General features: G+C 69.7%; 14 protein-coding genes. 6 read left to right on the top strand and 8 right to left on the bottom strand.

Features of this window, described 5'->3' with window-relative positions; all coding sequences use genetic code 11:
• Positions 1-20: 20 nt before the first annotated feature.
• The 3 genes from D4740_RS09110 to D4740_RS09120 are packed head-to-tail and all read right to left on the bottom strand — an operon-like array spanning position 21 to position 2,819.
• Positions 21-1,064, bottom strand: a complete 1,044-nt coding sequence (locus D4740_RS09110; protein WP_119836619.1) for a Gfo/Idh/MocA family protein — start codon at positions 1,062-1,064, stop codon at positions 21-23.
• A gap of 1 nt (position 1,065) precedes the next feature.
• The gene (locus tag D4740_RS09115; RefSeq protein WP_119836620.1) at positions 1,066-2,187 is read right to left on the bottom strand and encodes a DegT/DnrJ/EryC1/StrS aminotransferase family protein; all 1,122 of its coding nucleotides are present in this window, start codon (positions 2,185-2,187) and stop codon (positions 1,066-1,068) included.
• On the bottom strand, positions 2,187-2,819 hold the full coding sequence (locus tag D4740_RS09120; RefSeq protein ID WP_119836621.1) for an acyltransferase: 633 nt from the start codon (positions 2,817-2,819) through the stop codon (positions 2,187-2,189). Before D4740_RS09120 ends, D4740_RS09115 begins: the two co-directional genes overlap by 1 nt.
• 155 nt (positions 2,820-2,974) lie before the next feature.
• Here D4740_RS09120 and D4740_RS09125 point away from each other — a divergent pair, with 155 nt between their 5' ends.
• Together D4740_RS09125 and D4740_RS09130 are read left to right on the top strand one after the other, a co-directional pair.
• Positions 2,975-3,703: a glycosyltransferase family 2 protein gene (locus D4740_RS09125; protein ID WP_119836622.1), complete on the top strand. Its 729-nt coding sequence runs from the start codon at positions 2,975-2,977 to the stop codon at positions 3,701-3,703.
• A 29-nt stretch (positions 3,704-3,732) separates the two neighbouring features.
• Positions 3,733-4,143, top strand: a complete 411-nt coding sequence (locus D4740_RS09130) for a DUF2304 domain-containing protein (protein ID WP_119836623.1) — start codon at positions 3,733-3,735, stop codon at positions 4,141-4,143.
• 21 nt (positions 4,144-4,164) lie between these two features.
• On the opposite strand, the gene D4740_RS09135 is transcribed toward D4740_RS09130, so the two are convergent.
• Positions 4,165-5,172: a glycosyltransferase gene (locus tag D4740_RS09135; RefSeq protein WP_119836624.1), complete on the bottom strand. Its 1,008-nt coding sequence runs from the start codon at positions 5,170-5,172 to the stop codon at positions 4,165-4,167.
• A 118-nt stretch (positions 5,173-5,290) separates the two neighbouring features.
• Between D4740_RS09135 and D4740_RS09140 the strand changes: the two genes are divergently transcribed.
• Both D4740_RS09140 and D4740_RS09145 read left to right on the top strand, forming a co-directional pair.
• A complete protein-coding gene (locus tag D4740_RS09140) occupies positions 5,291-6,607 on the top strand; it encodes an LCP family protein (RefSeq protein WP_119836625.1) in 1,317 nt (438 codons plus the stop codon).
• Between the two features lie 15 nt (positions 6,608-6,622).
• Positions 6,623-8,104: an LCP family protein gene (locus D4740_RS09145; protein ID WP_259390765.1), complete on the top strand. Its 1,482-nt coding sequence runs from the start codon at positions 6,623-6,625 to the stop codon at positions 8,102-8,104.
• A 111-nt stretch (positions 8,105-8,215) separates the two neighbouring features.
• On the opposite strand, the gene galE is transcribed toward D4740_RS09145, so the two are convergent.
• The 3 genes from galE to D4740_RS09160 form a co-directional block, all read right to left on the bottom strand.
• Positions 8,216-9,205, bottom strand: coding sequence for a UDP-glucose 4-epimerase GalE (gene galE, locus D4740_RS09150; protein WP_119836626.1), 990 nt, complete (start codon positions 9,203-9,205; stop codon positions 8,216-8,218).
• A gap of 44 nt (positions 9,206-9,249) precedes the next feature.
• A complete protein-coding gene (gene purE, locus D4740_RS09155) occupies positions 9,250-9,738 on the bottom strand; it encodes a 5-(carboxyamino)imidazole ribonucleotide mutase (RefSeq protein WP_119836691.1) in 489 nt (162 codons plus the stop codon).
• A gap of 275 nt (positions 9,739-10,013) precedes the next feature.
• The gene (locus tag D4740_RS09160) at positions 10,014-11,387 is read right to left on the bottom strand and encodes a 5-(carboxyamino)imidazole ribonucleotide synthase (RefSeq protein WP_119836627.1); all 1,374 of its coding nucleotides are present in this window, start codon (positions 11,385-11,387) and stop codon (positions 10,014-10,016) included.
• 30 nt (positions 11,388-11,417) lie between these two features.
• Between D4740_RS09160 and D4740_RS09165 the strand changes: the two genes are divergently transcribed.
• Together D4740_RS09165 and D4740_RS09170 are read left to right on the top strand one after the other, a co-directional pair.
• Positions 11,418-12,719, top strand: a complete 1,302-nt coding sequence (locus tag D4740_RS09165; RefSeq protein ID WP_396027237.1) for a hypothetical protein — start codon at positions 11,418-11,420, stop codon at positions 12,717-12,719.
• Positions 12,720-12,836: 117 nt separating this feature from the next.
• Positions 12,837-13,430 carry a GtrA family protein gene (locus tag D4740_RS09170; RefSeq protein ID WP_396027238.1) on the top strand — a complete coding sequence of 198 codons (594 nt, stop codon included), beginning with the start codon at positions 12,837-12,839 and terminating at the stop codon, positions 13,428-13,430.
• 131 nt (positions 13,431-13,561) lie between these two features.
• Here D4740_RS09170 and D4740_RS09175 read toward each other — a convergent pair whose 3' ends face one another.
• Positions 13,562-14,641 carry a sensor histidine kinase KdpD gene (locus tag D4740_RS09175; RefSeq protein WP_119836629.1) on the bottom strand — a complete coding sequence of 360 codons (1,080 nt, stop codon included), beginning with the start codon at positions 14,639-14,641 and terminating at the stop codon, positions 13,562-13,564.
• Positions 14,642-14,704 lie beyond the last annotated feature (63 nt).

The following is a 14,704-nucleotide window of genomic DNA, read 5'->3' on the forward strand; positions in this document are numbered from 1 at the left end:
CCGACATCACAGCGACAGCGTCACAGTGTGATGACCTGGCCGCTGTCCGCCGAGGCCAGGACCGCCTCGACGACGTTGAGAGTGGCCACGCCCTCGTCCATGGTGACGTGCCTGGAGCCGACGCCCCGCACCGCGTCGCGGAAGGCCTCCTGCTCCACAGCCAGAGGCTCACGCTTGGCGATGGCGTAACGGATGACATCGCCCTCACTGACCCCGCGGAAGGCCGCCACCTGGTCCCAGGTCGAGGGAACGGTGCCGTTAGCATAGAAGGTCAGGTCGCCGGTCAGGGTATCCGCTACGAAGGAGCCCTTCTCCCCAGTGACGATCGTCAGCCGCTCCTTGAAGGGCGTGAGCCAGTTGACCTCGTGGCACACGATGACGCCGTTGGTCAGGCGACCGGTCGCCACCACCATGTCCTCGGTCTCCCTGCCTGAGCGGTGAGCCACCTGCGCACTGATCTGCGCGTAGGGCGCCCCCGCCACCCAGGCCGTCAGGTCGATGTCGTGCGTGGCCAGGTCCTTGACCACGCCCACGTCGCTGATCCGGGCCGGGAAGGGACCCTGTCGCCGGGTGATCACCTGATAGACCTCCCCCAGGTCGCCACGGTCGAGCCGCTCCCGCAGCGCCCGCAGGGCGGGGTTGCAGCGCTCCACGTAGCCCACGGCTCCCACCAGCCCGCGGGAGGAGAACGCCTGGGCCACACGACGGCCAGCGGCGGCGTCGTGGGCAATGGGCTTCTCCACCATTGTGTGGATCCCCGCCTCTGCCAGGGCCAGGGCCACCTCCTCGTGGAAGACAGTGGGGACAGCCACCATAGCGGCGTCCAGGCCGATGTCGATGAGCGCCTGGACGCTGTCCAGGAGCGGCAGGTCCCCGGCGACCCCGAAGCGGTCACCCCCGGGGTCGGCCACGGCCACCAGGTCCATCCCCTCCGTAGCCCGGATGACCCGGGCGTGGTGACGGCCCATGGAGCCCAGGCCGATGAGTCCCACACGTAGGGGGGCCTGCCCAGCAGGCACCGCGTCACTCACCGCGTCACTCGCTGCGTGGCTCGTCGCAGTCATCTCAGGCACCTGCCTTCACGGTCTCGCTCACGGCCTCCACGACGCGGGCGAGGTCGCCCTCAGTCAGCGAGGGGTGGACCGGCAGGGACAGGCACTCACGGGCCGCCTTCTCCGTCCCCGGCAGCTCCAGCCCCGGGGCGTAGGGGGCCAGGGACTCCAGCCTGTGGTTAGGGATCGGGTAATAGACGCCGGTCCCTATCTGCCACTCGTCTCGCAGAACCGCCTGGACGCGGTCCCGCTCCGCGGCCTCGGCCCCCTCCAGGCGGATGGTGTACTGGTGGTAGACGTGGGTGTAGCCCTCAGGCACGTGCGGGGTCACCACCCCGTCCACTCCTGACAGCCCCTGGTTCAGGGCAGCCGCATTGTCCTGGCGGGCGGCGGTCCACTGCGCGAGCCTGGTCAGCTGGACCCGGCCGACGGCCGCCGACACGTCAGTCATGCGGTTGTTGAGTCCCACCACCTCGTTGGCGTACTGCTTCTCCATGCCCTGGTTGCGGATCAGACGGCAGCGGCGGGCCAGCTCGGGGTCCGAGGTGGTCACCATCCCGCCCTCGATACTGGTCATGTTCTTAGTCGGGTAGAAGGAGAAGGAGCCCCACGCCCCGAAGGTCCCCACAGGCCTGCCGTCGATGGCTGCCGCGTGCGCCTGGGCGGCGTCCTCGAAGACCTGCAAGCCATGACGCCGGGCGATCGCCATGATCTCCGGCATGTTGGCGGGCAGACCGTAGAGATGGACCACCTCGATAGCAGCGGTGCGCTCGGTGACAGCCGCCTCCACCGATGCAGGATCCAGGGTGAAGGTGACGGGGTCAATGTCGGCAAAGACCGGAGTGGCACCCGCGACGGCGACCGAGTTGCCGGTGGCGGCGAAGGTGAAGGAGGGCACGATCACCTCCGCGCCCTCGGGCAGCCTGCTGGCCAGGGTGGCCACGTGCTGGGCGGAGGTGCCGGAGTTGACGGCCACCGACTCCGCCCCGGGTGTCACCTGAGCAGTGAACTCCTCCTCGAAGGCCTTGACCTGAGGACCCTGGACCACCATGCCAGAGGCGATGACGGCGTCGACGGCGTCACGTTCCTCCTGACCGATAAGCGGCTTGGCGGCGGGGATGAACTCGCGTGGCATCAGTGGCTGACCTCTCGAATAGTGTTGTCGGACTCTTCATACAGGGTTTGGGTGGCGGGGCAGCGCCACAGGACGGTGTCCCGGGAGGGGACCCCGCCGGGAAGGTCAGCAGGATCCACGCGCTCCAGCGGCTGACCGGCACGTCCCACCCAACCGACCCGGCGGGCAGGCACGCCGGCCACGAGGGCGTGGGCCGGGACGTCCCTGGTCACGACAGCGCCTGCGGCCACAGTGGCCCAGGCACCGACACGCACCGGGGCCACACACACAGCACGCGCACCGATGGAGGCCCCCTCCTCCACGGTAACCCCCACAGGCTCCCAGTCGCTGGCCGACTTCACCGACCCGTCCGGGTTGACCGCCCGTGGGAAGTGGTCGTTGGTCAGCGTCACGGCGGGGCCGATGAAGACGCCGTCGGCAAGGACGGCGGGCTCGTAGACAAGGGCGTAGTTCTGGACCTTGCAGTGGGCACCCATGGTCACGCCCTCGCCGATGTAGGCCCCGCGCCCCACGACGCAGCCCGCACCGAGGACGGCGTTCTCGCGGACCTGGGCCAGGTGCCAGATGCTTGAGCCCTCACCGATCGTCGCCTCCTCGGAGACGTCGGCGGAGGGGGCGATACGTGTTGCCACGGCGGCTCCTTGCTGAGACGGCAGCCCGGAGGCTGCAGGTACTGTCCGGACCGCCCGCACGGCGCAGGTACCGTCGACCGGGTGGCCGGTGCCCATCTAAGCATGTCCAGGCCGGATCGTCATAGGCGTAGGCACGAGCATGCAAGAATGCAGCAGTGAGCCCCTACGACACCGCCAGCCGGACCGCACCGGCCCAGGACCTTCCTGAGGCCGCCCCGGTCACCGACGCCTGGCTCGTCATCCCCCTGTTCAACGAGGCCCCGGTCGTGCGCGAGGTCGTCACCCAGGCACGCAGCGTGTTCCCCCTCGTGGTAGTCGTGGACGACGGCTCGGCAGACGCCTCGGCAGACGAGGCCGAGGCCGCAGGGGCCGTAGTCATACGCCACCCCATCAACCTGGGCCAGGGCGCAGCGCTCCAGACGGGCTTCAGCTACCTGCTGGAGCGCACCGACGCCACCTACGCGGTGACCTTCGACGCCGACGGCCAGCACTGCGTGACCGACGCGGCCGCGATGGTCCGCGCCGCCCGGGAGGAGGACCTCGCCGTCGTCCTGGGCTCACGGTTCCTGGCGGGAGCCTCCTCGGTGGGCCTGGTGCGGCGGCTCATCCTGCGTACTGCGGCGCTGGTCGGCTCCCGGACCTCGGGGATGCGCCTGACCGACGCCCACAACGGGCTGCGGGTCCTGCGCCGCGACGCCCTGGCCCGCATTGACCTCACCCAGAACCGCATGGCCCACGCCAGCCAGATCGTGCGCCAGATCGGCACCATGTCGCTGCCGTGGCGGGAGTTCCCCGTCACCATCACCTACACAGAGTACTCCCGGGCCAAGGGCCAGTCCCTGTGGAACTCCGTCAACATCCTCGTCGACCTGCTCTTCTCCTGAGCGCCTGACCCTGCAGAGGACGCGGCACCGTGAACCCCCAGATCATTATCCAGTCCCTTCTCATCCTGGCTGTGGCAGCCGTCGGCTGGATGATGCTGCGCACCCCCGGCGGCGCCAGGAACCAGGCCGCCCGCCGCCTGGCCACACTCGCCTTCGTGCTGTTCGCCGTCGCAGCGATCGTCACTCCCTCCCTCATGACCCGGGTCGCGAACATGGTGGGGGTCGGGCGTGGCACCGACCTGCTCCTGTACGCCCTGGTCGTGGCCTTTCTCGCCCAGGTCCTGTCAGCCTTCAGGCGCAACGCAGCCAGAGAGAGGCAGATCACCCGACTGGCGCGCCGGATCGCGCTGGACCAGGCGCCGCAGCCACCAGGCACCACCTCGATCAGCCCCGGGGTCGACCCCGGGGCGGCACCGAGGAGCCCGACCCACGACACCTGAGGCGCCGCCGAGGTAGCGAGGCTAGCGCCGCCGCCTCCCCTGCCTCGCGACTATCTCCTCACGTAGGCGCAGGCCACCAGTAACGGCCCATCTCACCGGCGCCTGCCAGGGGGCTGTGTACTGCCCAGCCATGTAGCGGCGAGCCGACGCGTGGTGGGCGCGGATCATGCGCTCGGGCCGGGACCTCCAGCTCGCGCCCTGCTCGTGGACCACCTCGCAGTCCAGCACCTGAAGGTTGACCCACCCGGCCGCGCTCACACGCCGCCCGAGGTCGACGTCCTCAAAGAACATGAAGTAGCTCTCGTCAAAGCCGCCCAGACGTTGCCATGCCGCAGCAGGAAGCAGCAGGCAGGCACCGGAGAGCCAGCCCACCTCCCTCACCATGAGCGCCGACCTGCCGCCCGGAGCAGCGCTCTTGTCGGCCTCGGTGCCCTCAGACCAACCGCTCACCCCGGTCCTGGGCTCAGCCTGGCTATGCGGCTGGCTATGCGGCTGGCTGTGGTAGGCCGCGGAGAACGGGTTGGAGGGCCAGAGCCTGCTCAGGAGGGCGTGCCCCGCACCCCCTACCAGCGAGGGCAGCGCCCGTCCCGAGGGGTAGACGGTGCCGTCAGGGTTGAGTATCCGCGGCCCCAGGCACCCGGCACGGGGGCTGGCCAGGCTGACGTCCACCAAGGCGTCCAGGCTGCCCGGCTGCCAGACCAGGTCCGGGTTGGCCACCACGATCCAGTCCTCGGTCAGGTCAGCAGCCGCGAGGTTCGCCCCGCCCCCATAGCCCCGGTTGGTCCCGTCCCCCACTACCCGCGCCCCGTGCGCCCTGGCAGCAGCCTCGACGACGTCGTGGTCCTCGCCGTTGTCGGCGATAACGGTCCTCACCTCCCGCCTGGTCGCGGTCCGCAGGGAGGTGAGGAAGCGGTCCAGCTCCTCCCCGGGGTTGTAGGCGACCGTGACGACACGGACCGTCCCACCACCCGGCGCGGTGGCGGGGTCGTCGGACGGAGCGGGCTGAGGGACAGTTTCAGGTACGGTCACGACCAGGAGCCTAGCGTCACGGGAGCCGTGAGAGGAGTCACTGAGGTCGGACGAAGATCATCGTCAGGATCCTCCCCCAGGAGGAGTAGGAGCCCGGGAGTCCACCTATGATCGCACTGTGCCCAAGGTCGCCCTGCCGCACGCGCGGCACTCGTCAAAGGACCTCGGCCGCCACCTGGCGCGCCGGGTCGCTCTGTGCGTCCTGGCAGTGGTCCTGTTCCTGGTCTCGGGAGTCGGCTTCGCCTGGCAGGACCTGCAGTCTCGAATCAACATCTTCGACGCGGACAGCATCCTGGGGCCTAACCGTCCCGGTGACGACCTCCCGGACAGCTATGAGGGCCGGGCCGTCAACCTCCTGGTCCTGGGGTCGGACACGCGCTCCGGCGACAACAACGTCGACAACTCCCAGGGCAGTGAGGACGTGGCTGTCGCCCGCTCGGACACGGCGATGGTCATGCACATCTCCGCCGACCGCAGCCGTATCGACGTCGTGTCCATCCCCCGCGACACCCTGGTGGACATCCCCTCCTGCACCACCCTGGACGGCGAGACCACGCAGGCCGTCACCAACGGGCAGTTCAACTCCGCCTTCGCCAACGGCGCCGGCACCGGCACCGACCCCAGCTCGGTGGTCTCAGGGGCCGCCTGCGCCCAGAGGACCGTGGAGGACCTCACCGACATCCGCATCGACGACTTCGTCGTGGTGGACTTCGACGGCCTGTCCACCATGGTTGACGCCCTGGGAGGAGTCAACCTCTACGTCGAGGAGGAGATCTCCGACCCGGACTACACCGGCCTGGAGCTGACTCAGGGCTGCCACACCCTGGACGGGGCCACGGCCCTGCAGTACTCGCGCGTGCGTCACGGTGTCGGGGACGGCTCCGACATCTCCCGCATCAGTCGTCAGCAGAACCTCATGAGCGCCATGGCGCGGGCAGCCCAGTCCAAGAACCTGCTCGGCGCCAACGAGCTCTACGACTTCGCCACCAGCGTCCTGGAGGCCCTGACAGTCTCCAAGGGCCTGAGCCTGGGGGCACTGGCAGGACTGGGCTCCAGCGTCCAGCAGGTCGGCATGGACAACATGAACTTCGTCGCAATGCCGACCGCAGAGGCCCCCTGGGACGCCAACCGCGTGGTCCCCACCGACGAGGCCGACGACGTCTGGGAGGCGCTGCGCAACGACCAGCCGGTGCCCGATGGCTCCGAGGGCTCTGACGGCACCACAGGTGGCGATAGCGCCACGCCCTCGGCCACCGCCTCACCGGACACTGGCAGCACGGACGACCCCCAGACGGAAGAGGGCACCGACGGACACGACGCTGCGGACGCCGACACGCCCACCCAGGCTGCCACACCGACGCAGGACCCCCAGGCACAGGCCTCGCAGTCAGCACAGGCTGCGGCAGCCGCCTCCGCCGCACAGCAGTGCGAATAGGGCAGGATCGACCGCGTGACTTCCAGCGACGACTCCCTGCCTCCGTCCATCGCTCCCGGCTCCGGGCAGCCCAGTCAGCCCCGTAGGCAGGTGCGGCCTGCAAGTACCCGTGGCGGCGGCGCCTCCTCGCAGCCCCAGCCCGGCGCCTCCTCAGCCCGCTCCAGACGTCCTCACGGGCAGGAGGCAGGAAGCAGCCGCGCAGCAGCACAGGCACAGTCCCCCGCCGTCCAGCCCCCTGGCTCCAGGGAGCCCGAAGCAGGCAGCGCCCTGGGGCGTCAGCCTCGTCGCCCGCACCCGGCCCCTGGAGCCAGCGCGGGCTCTGCTACAAGCCGCAGCAGAGCCCGCGCTGGCTCCAGGGCTGTCCCGCTGAGCAGTGACGCCCCCAGCCAATCGACCCGCCCCGGCATAGCACCTGGGCGCCGCCCTGCTGCCACCAGCGCCGCGTCCAGCGACCCGGGCACCCGGGTGATGCCAGCCAGCATGCGCACTGACATCGCAGGTGACGCACCCTACGAGGCTGGCCCGCCACAGGAAGGAGACACCACCAGGGGGAGACGTCACCATCCCCTGCGCTGGGTCGCGGCCGTCCTCGCTCTTCTCCTCGTCCTGGCGGGTGCCCGAGCGGCTTGGCTGTGGCACGGGGTCTCCTCCGGCCTGCAGAGAGTGGAGGCGCTCTCAGGTGCTGGTGACACCCCCGGCGAGACCTGGCTCGTCGTCGGCTCGGACTCCCGGGCTGACGGCGCGGTCCAGGACGGCACCGAGGGAGCACGGGCCGACTCGATCATGCTGCTCCACAGGGCGGACAACGGGCAGGCCAGCCTGACCACGCTCCCCCGCGACACCTACACCGAGATCCCCGGCTACGGCGGGAACAAGATCAACACCGCCTACGCCTTCGGTGGGCCTCAGCTGCTGGTGGAGACCGTCGAGTCTCTGTCCGGGCTAACCGTGGACCACTACGTCGAGGTCGGGATGGGAGGCGTCTCCCAGATGGTGGACGCGGTCGGCGGGGTCGAGGTGTGCATGGACTACGACGTCGACGACGCTGACTCCGGCCTGGTCTGGGACACCTCACAGGGGACCTGCCAGGAGGTGGACGGGGCCAAGGCCCTGGCCTACGCCCGGATGCGCAAGTCCGACCCCACCGGGGACATCGGGCGCGGCCTGCGTCAGCGTGCGGTTATCTCGGCAGTGGTGAGCAAGGCGGCCTCTGCCTCGACCCTGGTGAGCTTCTCACGACAGGACGCACTGGTGGACTCCGGGACACAGGTCCTCACGGTGGAGGAGGAGGCCGGGGTGGTCGACCTGGGGCAGATGGTCCTCGCCTTCCGCTCTGCCTCAGGTGAGGAGATGACAGGTGCCCCGCCGATCGCAGACCTGGCCTACGCCCCTGGCGGCATCGGTGAGTCCGTGCTTCTCCAGGACACGACGGCGCCGGAGTTCTTCACAGCCCTGCGTGACGGCGAGTTGACCCCACACAGTTTTAACCAGTCGTGACAACACGACCGTCGGCCCGGAGCTGTCGCTCCGGGCCGACGTAGACGGCCTTACCTAGCGGCGCGCGCCCAGGAAGAGAGCCAGCAGGCGGGTCGGGTCAGGCCCAGAAGGTCAGGAGAAGTGGGGGCGGTCCGGGTCCGCCTGCCAGGCAGCGAAGGCCGAGGCGACGATGTCGTCAAGGTCGTGCTCAGCCCGCCAGCCAAGCATCGCCCTGATGCGCTCAGGGTTGCCGATGAGCTGGGGCGGGTCGCCTGCTCGGCGTTCCAGCTCCTCGGGAACGATATTCAGGCCCGTGGCAGCAATGACCCGACTCACCACCTCACGCACGGAGGACCCCTGGCCCGTCCCGACGTTAAAGACGTGCTCGGTCATCTCCTTGCCAGTGACCATAGTGTCCAGCGCGGCGACGTGGGCGACAGCAAGGTCCTGCACGTGGATGTAGTCGCGGATGCACGTGCCGTCAGGGGTGGGGTAGTCGGTGCCGAAGATCTTAGGGGCCTCCCCCTTGGCGAGCCGCTCCAGCACCATGGGAATAAGGTTGAGAGTTGCCATGTCCCCCAGGTCCTCCCATCCCGCACCAGCCACGTTGAAGTAGCGCAGGCCTACCCAGCGCAGCCCCCAGGCCCGCTGGGCGTCAGCCAGCATCCACTCCCCGATAAGCTTGGTCTCACCGTAAGGGTTGATGGGACGGCACTCGGTCTCCTCGAGCACGACCTCCACCGGAGGCATCCCGTAGACCGCCGCCGAGGAGGAGAAGATCATCTGCCTCACGCCCGAGCGCTCCATAGCGACCAGCATGTTGGCCAGGCCACCGACGTTCTGCTGGTAGTACCAGGCAGGGCGCTGTACCGACTCCCCAACCTGCTTGCGAGCGGCAAAGTGGACGACGGCGGTCACTGCCCGGGAGGCCATGAGGTCAGTCAGCGCATCCTCAGCCTCACCGTCGGCGACGTCCAGAGTGACCAGAGACGCCCCCTCCACCCGAGACGCCGCCCCGTAGGAGAGGTCGTCCACGACGACGACGTCCTCACCACGCTCAAGAAGAAGTCGGACGACATGGGCACCGATGTACCCGGCACCACCGGCAACAAGAATGCTCATACCAGCATGTTACACAGCGATCCCCGGAAAACGGTAAACCCCCGTCAGCGGGACGGGCTGGGCTCCCGCAGGGAGGCGCCCTTGGCCCGGGCCTCGCGCCTCATGCGCTCCTGGTAGTCCCGCGTCGCCGCGCGCAGGCGCAGGGCCTGCGGCCCCTCGCCGGCTCCCAGGATCCGGGCCGCAAGCAGCCCGGCGTTGCGGGCTCCACCCACCGACACGGTGGCCACCGGCACACCAGCGGGCATCTGGACGATCGACAGCAGTGAGTCCAGGCCGTCCAGGTGCCGGAGCGGAACCGGCACGCCGATGACCGGCAGCTCGGTGACGGCCGCCAGCATTCCTGGAAGATGAGCTGCTCCCCCGGCCCCGGCAATGATGACCCTCAGCCCGCGTCCTGCGGCGTCCTGACCGTAGCCGAGCATATCGACGGGCATCCGGTGGGCGGAGACGACGTCGGCCTCGTAGGGGACACCCAACTCGTCAAGAGCCTCTGCGGCAGCGCTCATGACCGGCCAGTCGGAGTCCGAGCCCATGACGACACCAACCAGTGGCGCCCCAGCGGCCGGACCAGCCGCTGACGCCTGCCCCCCGGCCGACGTCCCTGGCGCGTCCCTCTGCGAGCCACCCGCCGGGCCGTCCTGCGACCCACCCGTGCGCTGCGCCTGCGCAGCCTGTGCTGTCGTGCCTGTCATCAGCCTTCCCTCCTCACACTCCAGGCCCCACACTACAAGCCGCATCGGGTCGCAGCACCCGGTAGCAGCCCCGGTCAGCCCTCGCTGCACTTCCCTGGGAGCCGTCCAGGAGAGGCTCAGCCCTCGCCACGCAGGACGGCGACGACCTCACGAGCCCGCTCCAAGGCGTCCTGCGGAGTCTCGGTCGGGGCCACCGTGAGGTTGACGTGCCCGAGCTTACGACCCGGTCGCCAGCTCTTTCCGTAGAGGTGGATGCGGGCACGAGGCTCCAGGGCCAGCGCCCGGGCCAGGGCGTCCTCTCCCGGAGGCTGAGGTCCCCCGAGGAGGTTGACCATGACAGTAGCCGCAGCCGTGAGCGCGGCAGACCCGAGGGGAAGGCCGAGCACGGCACGCAGGTGCTGGGCAAACTGGCTGGTCACGGCACCGTCCTGCGTCCAGTGTCCGGAGTTGTGAGGCCGTGTGGCCAGCTCGTTGACGTAGAGACGGGCAGGCCCGTCCGGCTCCTCCACGCAGAACATCTCTACAGCAAGCACCCCGGTAACCTGGAACTCCTCCGCCACCGTACGCGCGATGCGTTGCGCCTCCTCGGCAGCAACGGGGTCCAGTCCAGGAGCGGGAGCCACGGCCTCCACACACATACCTGAGGCCTGGACGGTCTGAACCGCTGGCCAGGCCTCCACCTGCCCTCGGGGGCTGCGAGCGACCAGCACGGCCAGCTCCCGGGAGAACGGGACTGCCTGCTCCACCAGGAGGCTGGTGACCGCGCCTCCTCCCAGGCTGCCCCCGCCTCCGGTCGAGGACCCGGTGTCGCCAGCGGCTGCCGCGGCCACGGCTGTCAGCCAGTCACGGGCAGGCCCCTCATCCAGGGCTGCGGCGTCGTGGACCAGCAGCACACCGTGGCCGTCGTAGCCGCCACGAGGAGTCTTGAGCACCACCGGCCACCCGTGGACCTCGGCGAAGGCACGTACGTCAGCAGCCATCGTGTCCGCTGTCACCCCAGCCGTCGACTCAGGCACCGCCTCAGCCGCCGACGTCCCCGCACGGCGTACCGTCCCACCAGCCATGGCCCCGACCTCGGCCCAGGCTGGCTGCGGCAGCCCCGCCCTGGCCACGGCCTGACGCATCACACGTTTGTCCTGGGCTAGCAGGAGCGCCTGGGGCGAGGGCTGGACACTGAGCCCCTCGGACTGCAGAGACGTCAGGAGGGAGGTGTCCTGGTGCTCGTGCTCAAAGGTGAGGACATCGGCGGCCTGTCCCGCGCAGAAGCCACGGGCGCCCTCGGCCTCCTCGCCGTGGCGACCTGAGACGAGCCTGCGCAGCGCGGTCGCGTCATCGGCCGCACCAACCGGGGCGTCCACGGTAACCTGACCCGCAGAGCCCTCACCGGACTCGACCAGTACTCGCAGGTGGATACCGAGGGCACTGGCCTCCTCCTGCATCATGCGGGCCAGCTGCCCGCCCCCGACAACAGCTACGACAGGTGTGGTCACGCCCCACAGGCTACCCGTAGGGTGTGCCTGGTGACGTCACCTACCCGCTCCCACACGGATGAGGACCCTGCCGACGCCGTCCCGTCCGGTCCCGCCGCTTCCCAGGCGCCCTCGGCAGCCAGCAGGCTCGCGGGCCACCTGGTGGGCCTACCCAGGCCCGCTCAGGTCCTGGCGGTGTGGGCGGCCTGCTCCACCCTGACCTTCCTCGTCCTGAGGCTGTCCGCACAGGACACGCCCGCAACTGCCTGGGCCGGGGCTGCTCCCGGGTGGCAGGAGCACATGTCCTTCTGGGACGCGGGCTGGTACGAGAGGATCGCCCGAGAGGGCTACCCGCGTCGCCTCCCTGTGGATGCCCAGGGAGACGTGACACAGAACACCTGGGCCTTCATGCCGCTACTGCCCACGCTGGCCCACGGGCTGACCTGGGTGACGGGCTGGTCCTTCTACACCTGTGCCGCGCTCATCTCCGTCGTCGCCTCTGCGGCAGCAGCCCTGGCCATGGACTGGTGGCTGTCACCCCGCACGGGCAGCCGGGCCTCGTTGTGGGCGGTGGCGCTGCTGTGGGGCTCCCCCTGCGCGCCCGTCCTCCAGGTCCCCTACGCAGAGGCACTGACCTTGCTGACGGTCTCCCTGGCACTAGGCCTGACAGACCGTGGGCGGCCGCTGGCAGCGGCACCGTTCACCGTCCTGGCCGCCTTCTCCCGTCCCGTGGGTGTCCCCCTAGGAGCAGCCCTCGGCCTGTGGTGGGCGTGGCAGGAGGCGTGCTCTCACGGATGGATCCCGCGACGGAGCCTGAGCCTGCCGGTTGGGGGACCTTCCGACGAGTCACCGTCACGGCACAGCCTGCTGGCCCTGAGCCTGCTGTCCTGCGCCGCCTCCCTGGCCTGGCCCGCCCTGGCCTGGGCCTCAACCGGGCGGGCGGACGCCTACACAGCCACGGAGACGGCCTGGCGCGGCGGAGACCTCGTCCCCTTCACACCCTGGCTGACACGCTCAGGGTGGTGGGTGGGTCACCACCTGTCCTGGCTGCTTCTCCTCCTGGTCCTGGCAGGCGCGGTCCTTCTCCTGACCGCACCTGCGCTGCGCCGCCTCGGGGCTGCGGCCTGGTTCTGGTGCCTGGGCTACATCCTCTACCTGCTGGCCTTCTTCGACCCGACGTCCTCGGTACTACGAATCCTCCTACCTCTGGCTCCCGTGGCCTGGAGCCTGGCACGACGAGCACGGACCACGCGCGCGCGTGCGGCACTCCTGCTGGCTGGCCTTGTCGGCCAGTTGTTCTGGGTGTCCTGGGTCTGGGCCCTGGGCAGCGTGGAGATCCAGTGGGTCCCCTAGAGCAGCCTCACCGCCCCGGTGAACCCACCTGTGCCACGTGCCGCTGTGCCTTCCGACAACACGGCACCCACGAGCAGGTGGCGCACGGTCCACCAAATCTTCCCTAGGATGCCCTCCATGTCCGCAGCACCTCCCCCTACCTCAGCCAGGGACCGGGTGGTGGCGTGGGTGCGCGAGCTTGTCCAGTTCGGTCTGGTGGGCGCGTCGGCCTTCCTTATCGACATCAGCCTGTTCAACCTGCTCCAGCGCGGCCCCGTCGCGGTCCTGGCCGGCCACCCCAACACCGCCAACGCGGTTGCGGCCGCAACCGCGACCGCGTACTCCTGGGTAGCGAACCGGATGTGGACCTACCGTGGCCGCACTCAGGACAACCTGGCACGCGAGGCGCTCCTCTTCGCCAGCGCCAACCTCGGGGGCCTGGTCATCACCCAGTCCTGCCTCCTGGCGACGCACCACCTCCTGGGCCTGACCTCCGCGCTGGCGGACAACATCGCCGCCTACGTCGTCGGTTTCGTCCTGAGCACAGCCTTCCGGTTCCTGTTCTACCACTACGTCGTCTTCACCGGGACGCCGCAGCGCCCCGGCCCGCCGACCTCAGCCGACGCCACGCCCGCCAGCACCAGACCATCCGACGCTACACCGGTATCGGCCGGCACCGCTGCCAGCCAGCAACCCAGCGGCGCAGACCACCTCTCACAGGGCACCTCATAGAGCCTGCTGCCTCGCCATAACCTCGGCACCGGGGGGCACCGGTGAGGTAGCCGTCGGAAAACCGTGCTCATGAGGAGCCCGGCACCGACGCGGAGCCGACGGCGGACTCACCGGGCCCGCGACGACGACGCTCAGAACCGACGTCGACGTCCCACTGAGACCAGCGCGCCCTGCGGCAGCACGTTGTTGGGGTCCAGCGACTTGGGCACGGCGTTGAGGAGGACGGAGAAGACGGCTGGGCACCGCCGGGAGAGCTCGATACGGCCACCGTCGGCCTCCACAAGGTCTTTGGCCAGAGCCAGCCCCACCCCGGTGGAGCCGTGGCCGGAGACGTTCCTCTCAAAGACGTGCTGGGCGATGTCCTCCGCCACGCCCTCACCCTGGTCGGCCACGTCGATAAAGACGCCGTGCCCGCCGTTAGCGCTGCGCACGCTGACCTCAGTCGTCCCGGCCCCGTAGCGCAAGGAGTTCTCAATGATGGTGGCCAGCACCTGGGCCAGGGAGCCGGGGGTCGCCAGGACAGGCTGGCGGACCTCGTCAACGAAGGTGAGGCTGCGTCCCGCCGCCTCAAAGGCGGGACCCCACTCCTCCTCCTGCTGGGCAAAGACCTCGCTGAGATGGAGGGCCTCCGTGGTCCCGCCCCCGGTACGGCGGGAGACCTGCAAGAGGTCCTCCACCACTCCCGTCAGACGCTCCACCTGCTCCAGGCAGGCCCGGGCCTCCTTGCGTACCTCCTCCTCCGAGGCAAGAAGCTCGATCTCCTCCAGCCTCAGCGACAGGCTGGTCAACGGGGTGCGCAGCTGGTGGGAGGCGTCGGAGGCAAACTGCCGCTCGGCGGCCAGGCGCCCCGCGACACGCTCGGCGGAGCGCACCAGCTCAGCCTGGACCAGGTCGATCTCCTCGATCCCGGAGGAACGCAGCCGGGGCCGGACCTGGCCGCTGCCCAGCTGCTCCGCCTCGGCCGCCAGGTAGATCAACGGCGCTGAGATACGCCGGGCCGCCTTGGAGGCCACGACGGAGGCCGCCGCTACGGCCACCGAGCTCAGGGCGACCAGGGTGAGCAGGACCGTAGCCACCACCTGGATCCGAGCGCTGCCGCCAGCCGTGGTCCGCAGGGCGATAATGACCCAGGCACCCCCCAGAGGCACCCCCAGGAGGATCACCGCCACCAGGACCGTCCTCATAGTCATCGCCATTGCTCGACGGCGCATGCGCGTCCCCTCCTCTGTGGCTCGGCAGCCCTCCCAAGGCGATTATCCGCGAACCCTGCCCGC

This window comes from Actinomyces sp. 2119 (assembly GCF_003591215.1).
In the GTDB taxonomy this organism is placed as follows: Bacteria; Actinomycetota; Actinomycetes; order Actinomycetales; family Actinomycetaceae; genus Actinomyces; species Actinomyces lilanjuaniae.

Excerpts from the sequence above, each read along its gene's own strand:
- D4740_RS09170 (WP_396027238.1), top strand. The coding sequence starts at position 12,837 with ATGTCCGCAGCACCTCCCCCTACCTCAGCCAGGGACCGGGTGGTGGCG.
- galE (WP_119836626.1), bottom strand. The coding sequence starts at position 9,205 with ATGAGCATTCTTGTTGCCGGTGGTGCCGGGTACATCGGTGCCCATGTC.
- D4740_RS09175 (WP_119836629.1), bottom strand. The coding sequence starts at position 14,641 with ATGCGCCGTCGAGCAATGGCGATGACTATGAGGACGGTCCTGGTGGCG.
- D4740_RS09110 (WP_119836619.1), bottom strand. The coding sequence starts at position 1,064 with ATGACTGCGACGAGCCACGCAGCGAGTGACGCGGTGAGTGACGCGGTG.
- D4740_RS09115 (WP_119836620.1), bottom strand. The coding sequence starts at position 2,187 with ATGCCACGCGAGTTCATCCCCGCCGCCAAGCCGCTTATCGGTCAGGAG.
- purE (WP_119836691.1), bottom strand. The coding sequence starts at position 9,738 with ATGGGCTCGGACTCCGACTGGCCGGTCATGAGCGCTGCCGCAGAGGCT.